The following is a 5,178-nucleotide window of genomic DNA, read 5'->3' on the forward strand; positions in this document are numbered from 1 at the left end:
GCCCTTCCGATCTGGATGTCGTGGCCGTGCTCTCGGCCGAAATCGGTATACAAACTGTCGCTGCGGTATCGATCCAAAGTGGCTTCGTCTGCTTGTCTTGGGTCGTTGCCAGGGCTTTGAACACCTGTTCCTTCTATGAAACGGTTCACGAGATTAAAGACACCGCAGACCTGGATAGCATCGAACAGCGCGCTCTCTGACCAGCCTGCCGCGTAGACCGCATTTGCGTCGGCTTCTGTCATTCGGGATGGCGAGACAGTGAGCTTTTCAATGTATGCCAGCAATGGTTTGAGACGATCTTCGACTGGCGCCGTATCGCGGTCTTCCATCAGTGCCTCGATTGTCTCGACCTCAATGCCGTAGGCTTTGGCGAAAACGATATGCGCCCCATGGCAATACGCACAAGCATTCAGACCCGAGACATAGGCTGCGATTAGTTCACGTTGGGCGACCGAAAGGTCGCTCTCGCCCCTCATCACAAGGCTTTCGTACGCACAAAGCGGAGAAAGCTTGTCTGGAAAGGCTTGATAGACACTTCCCAGTGTTGCGTTCTCGGGCAGAGATGGAAACAGGCGTTTCATTCATTTCTCTTTCAATCTTGCTTTGGATTACATCGTCTCACGTGAGGAACCAAAGGTGTTTAAGCAACCTTAACGCAATTCCGGGTTCCGCACAGAGATTCTGTGGGAATATTGCGAACGGCAGGTTTGCCTGATGCAAGGCGGCGGGTTCGGCAGTTCGTCAAAGGTGTTTTCCTGCGGTTCTCGTAAATCTCAAAGTCCGGTCAGCACCAAAGAAGACCTTCAAATCTAAGCGTAGAAACTTCCGAGATGCGGGACAAACCAGACTTTTGCTCCCACTGCCATTGCTTGCGCAGAAAACGTTCGAATCCTCAGCGGTGGATTTTCAGCGTTGCAGCAAAATTCACGATACCAGTCATTCACCTGTGCTGATCTCGCCAAACTTCAAAACCACCCTATCGCGGCAGACGGATATAACAATCGATGCGTGGGACTAACCCCCAATTCTTCGCGGCCTTACCGATTGCTGCTAGTGACGCCTGCGATCACCAAGAGTAGTGTCTCGGGCAGGAAGCGAAAGTTCGTTACGGTTGCAGAGCGTGACGCAAATCAGGGTATAGCGACATTGAGACTTTGGATACTAATTCTTGTCTGCGTTGATCAGGAACAAGGCAGCAACAGCGCTTCTGTTGATTGTTTTGCTACTAGACGAGGGGAATCTCGCCCTTCTAAAAGGGAATTTACTCTATTTCCGAACCCGGTAACCTGAGGCAATAACCTGGTTTATCAAAGCAGCGGCGGTCCGGTGCATTTCCATTTCATCGTTATTGCCGGTCGCCGACTCGTGGGCGGCGACGGCGTCACGAAGAAGCCCTACGATCTCATGTTCAGGGAGGAGTTCACGATCATTCATCGCAAGCAATAGAGCTTCACAAATTGAGAGAGCGGCCATTCCTGAGTAGTCTTTCTGGTCGGCCATGGTAGAGGTCCTTTTTAACAGGCGTCCGGGCAAGGAAGCGTTGCGGTAAATTGCGCCATCTTGGCATAGAGTGCTGTATACTTAACTGATCGAAAGCAGTTCTCGCGTCGATTTGCTTCGCAGACGGCTTTTCGATTAAGGATGAACATTTTGGTCAACATTGAAAAAAGCCCGCTCACCCGAAAGCTCTCGAACTTCGTCGCCCTGTCTGAAGTTGAACTTGCGGTCTTAGCGCGTCTGCACAAGCGTCGCAGAACCTTTGTAGCGGGGCGTGATCTCGTGCATCAGGGGCAATCTGAGCAGGCCGCCTACATTCTGGCATCGGGTTGGGTTTGTTCGTACAAAACCCAGACTGATGGGACGCGTCAGATAGTCGACTTCCAAATTCCCGGCGACTTTCTCGGGTTGCGTAGCGTTTTGCTGCACACCTCGGACCACAGCATCGAACCACTCATGGAAATTCAGGCCATAGAAGTCGTAGTGGGAGATCTTCTGGAAGCATTTGCGCAAACACCTCGCCTCGCGACGGCAATCCTTTGGGCTGTATCCCGAGATGAGGCGATGGTGGTTGAACATCTGGTCAACATCGGGCGGCGTGACGCGGGCGAACGCATGGCGCATTTTCTGTTGGAACTTGGGGTAAGGCTGACCCAGGTCGGGATAGCAAGCAAGGCGGGATACCTATGCCCACTGACACAATACCACCTTGCCGATGCGCTTGGATTGAGTGCTGTGCACGTAAATCGTGTTCTACGTCAATTGCGGGAGGAGGGGTTGGTTACTTTTCAATCCGGGCAGGTAACATTTGATGATTATGACGGATTGGTGACGTTGGCCGGTTTTGACCCGACTTACCTGGATCAGGCCGGGCCTTTTATGAAGTAGTAGGGACGTTCCTTTGGCGACGGCGAGCTATCGACGGAGATTACCTGGTCAGGAATTCTATTTGCGTTAACAGATCGGGAATTGCCCGGCACCGCATTCACTAAAAAAGAAGCGCAAGATAAATACAGTCCAGTTGCGGTACTGTATTTCCCGCGCTTCTCAAATACTAGTTAAATACACGCCAGCAAATATCCCGCCAACACACACCACTTTGTCGGAATTCGGGCATCGTAGCACTGACGCAGGTTAGTCAAGAACCGGCGATACTTGTCCGTTCTGCGCGTGTCGCACAGGAAATACCAACAAAATTCCAGGCAATTGGCCAAAGGCTAACATCGATCAGCGCATGTCTGCCGTTTCCACATTATCGTAAAACTCAGCACCAGCCCTGCCGTCACGCCGCCCTACGGTGTTTTGCGGCAGACTGCGCCGGGAAGATCCACAAAATTTCATGGAGGGATAAGGTGAGCACAAGATCGTCTAGTTCTTTGGTGACGTTTTCAAATCCGTTTTCTTTGTCTGGTTACCCGGATGAACTCCCTGCAGGCGAATACGAAGTTGTTGTTGAAGAAGAACTTCTACAAGGCCTGAGTTTCGAGGCATATCGACGAACCGGAACCTACCTGACAGTCCGGAACATAGGCGGCAAGCCGGGCTGCACCGAAATGCGTCCCATCGACCCGAAAGATTTTGAACTGGCGCACAAGCACGACCGGACCTTGGCCCCACCTAACAATGACAGCGAAGCGGCGCTTTCCCCGCAGGAGGAATAAATCATGAACACTCCCGAATGGCTTAAACCCGGAATCTACGGTGCCCTGATCGGAGGGATTTTCGTAGGCATAGTAGGATTTTCCTGGGGTGGATGGATGACCGGCAGTAGCGCGGACGAGATGGCCAACGCCATGTCCCGTGATAGCGTTATCGCAGCGTTGGTTCCGGTCTGCGTCGACATGGCACGAACCGACGCCCAACGCGCTGCAAAAATCGCAACAATCAAAGAGGCGTCTTCGTTCAAACGGAAGGACGCTGTTATGGAGGCTGGCTGGGCAACAGTACCTGGCTCCCAATCCCCAAACAAGGAACTGGCGCAGGCCTGCATCGAGGGGCTGAACGTGGATGGATCGTAACCAAATCACTCAACTTTCGCGTAACCCTACTGGCACAACGTCCATCCAGAAAAAACAACACCAGTCTCGCGCTCCCTTCATGACTGCGCTGTTTGCCGTTGTTTTCACCGTTTTGGTGGCTTCACCCACCCCGTCAAATTTTGTGATGGCCGAAACAGTTTCCATCCCAGAAAATGCGCATGCCAAAAAGTATGGCGGGGGCTGGGAATGCGATATATCCTACCGGTTGGATGGCGATGGATGCGTTGCCATTGCTGTCCCTGAAAATGCCTATCCCACAAACAGAACCTATGGCTCAGGGTGGTCATGTTTGCATGGCTTTGTAGAAGTTGGCGGCACCTCATGCACTGAAGTCATTGTGCCCGAGGGCGGATATCTCGATCCGTCAGGTGAACGATGGCGGTGTCTGCGTGGATACACAAGAATTGACGATAGCTGCCAGGAAATTGTGGTGCCGGATAACGCTTACCTGACGAACAGCACCTATGGATCTGTATGGCTTTGCAACCGCGGCTACGAGATCGACGGAGATGCATGCGAGGCAGTAGCAGTGCCAGAAAATGCCTTCCTGAACGCATCAACCCGCGGGCGTCCGTGGACGTGCGAGCGTGGGTATTTTGAGCAAGACGGAAGGTGTGATGCCGTTATCGTACCCGAAAATGCTTTCTTCGATGACGCGGCCCACGGAGTTGGATGGAAATGCGAACGTGGTTACGAGGCTTCCGGTAATCGCTGCAATGCAATCGAGCTGCCTGCAAATGCCCATCTCGACCGGTCGGGCAACAAATGGGAATGCCACAGGAATTATCACCGGTCGGAAGGGCTGTGTGTTCTGAACGACTGAAGTTCCAGCGGAGAGTACGCTTTCAAAACTTCATTACTTGCGTCAGTTCTTACCATGAACGGCGCGTTTCCCACTCCAAAAGGAATAGATATGAAACCCGCACCCATTGTGCCGGCGGCCAAACAGCTCATTGCCAGCGATGCGCAAACGCAACCGCCTGACCTCGCTGTTTTTCCAGAGCTTCACCGTAAGACACCAGTGACAAAAACACCGACGGCAATTGTGTATTGCGAAGGAAATTTCGCGAAGATAGATGGCAAAACCGCAAACGGTCTCGTCCGGCATTCACAAGCTTATCGTGTTCTTTCGGTGATCGACAGTAAGCATGGTGGATGTGACAGTGGCCACGTCCTCGACAACGTCGCCAATAATATTCCTATCTTCAATGATCTCGAAGCTGCCGTTGCTCATGAAACTACGATCCCTGACACCTTTTTTTATGGAATGGCACCGGCCAGCGGAAGGATGTCACTGAAGGATCGCGAAATCGTAGTGGAAGCGATAACGCTCGGTATGAACGTTGTCAGCGGGCTTCATGAGTTTCTTAGTGATGATCAGGAACTCGCCGAATTTGCCAAAATTCAGGGCGTGACCATACGTGACATTCGCAAGCCGCGACCCAATAGCGACTTGCGCCTTTTTGATGGAAGTGTCAGCGACGTCAAATCGATCCGCATCGCGGTGTTCGGCACCGACTGTGCAATTGGAAAGCGTACAACCGCGACTATTCTGACAAGCGCACTTAATGCACATGGAATCAAAACAGTTTTGGTTGGAACTGGCCAGACAGGGTTGATGCAGGGTGCCAAATATGGCGTC

Annotated in this window: 7 protein-coding genes; 5 read left to right on the top strand and 2 right to left on the bottom strand. The window is 52.2% G+C overall.

Annotation, left to right across the window (positions count from 1 at the left end; genetic code table 11):
• Both ACR0MJ_RS20665 and ACR0MJ_RS20670 read right to left on the bottom strand, forming a co-directional pair.
• Positions 1-581 (bottom strand): carboxymuconolactone decarboxylase family protein (locus ACR0MJ_RS20665; RefSeq protein ID WP_480762439.1); only part of this gene is annotated, 581 nt, incomplete at its 3' end.
• A gap of 685 nt (positions 582-1,266) precedes the next feature.
• The gene (locus ACR0MJ_RS20670) at positions 1,267-1,500 is read right to left on the bottom strand and encodes a hypothetical protein (protein ID WP_170684129.1); all 234 of its coding nucleotides are present in this window, start codon (positions 1,498-1,500) and stop codon (positions 1,267-1,269) included.
• A 141-nt stretch (positions 1,501-1,641) separates the two neighbouring features.
• Here ACR0MJ_RS20670 and ACR0MJ_RS20675 point away from each other — a divergent pair, with 141 nt between their 5' ends.
• From ACR0MJ_RS20675 to ACR0MJ_RS20695, 5 genes are all read left to right on the top strand, one after another.
• On the top strand, positions 1,642-2,385 hold the full coding sequence (locus tag ACR0MJ_RS20675; protein ID WP_170684131.1) for a Crp/Fnr family transcriptional regulator: 744 nt from the start codon (positions 1,642-1,644) through the stop codon (positions 2,383-2,385).
• Between the two features lie 464 nt (positions 2,386-2,849).
• Positions 2,850-3,158, top strand: coding sequence for a hypothetical protein (locus tag ACR0MJ_RS20680; protein ID WP_170684133.1), 309 nt, complete (start codon positions 2,850-2,852; stop codon positions 3,156-3,158).
• 3 nt (positions 3,159-3,161) lie between these two features.
• Positions 3,162-3,515 (top strand): hypothetical protein, encoded by a 354-nt coding sequence (locus ACR0MJ_RS20685; protein WP_170684136.1) that lies wholly within the window; start codon positions 3,162-3,164, stop codon positions 3,513-3,515.
• Positions 3,516-3,594: 79 nt separating this feature from the next.
• Positions 3,595-4,359 carry a hypothetical protein gene (locus ACR0MJ_RS20690; RefSeq protein ID WP_480762443.1) on the top strand — a complete coding sequence of 255 codons (765 nt, stop codon included), beginning with the start codon at positions 3,595-3,597 and terminating at the stop codon, positions 4,357-4,359.
• A gap of 90 nt (positions 4,360-4,449) precedes the next feature.
• Positions 4,450-5,178 (top strand): DUF1611 domain-containing protein (locus ACR0MJ_RS20695; protein WP_480762445.1); only part of this gene is annotated, 729 nt, incomplete at its 3' end.

The organism is Ruegeria sp. C6 (assembly GCF_056537625.1).

What these genes read in the sequence shown, in the direction of transcription:
- ACR0MJ_RS20685 (WP_170684136.1), top strand. Translation starts at nt 3,162, where the DNA reads ATGAACACTCCCGAATGGCTTAAACCCGGAATCTACGGTGCCCTGATC.
- ACR0MJ_RS20675 (WP_170684131.1), top strand. Translation starts at nt 1,642, where the DNA reads ATGAACATTTTGGTCAACATTGAAAAAAGCCCGCTCACCCGAAAGCTC.
- ACR0MJ_RS20670 (WP_170684129.1), bottom strand. Translation starts at nt 1,500, where the DNA reads ATGGCCGACCAGAAAGACTACTCAGGAATGGCCGCTCTCTCAATTTGT.
- ACR0MJ_RS20690 (WP_480762443.1), top strand. Translation starts at nt 3,595, where the DNA reads ATGACTGCGCTGTTTGCCGTTGTTTTCACCGTTTTGGTGGCTTCACCC.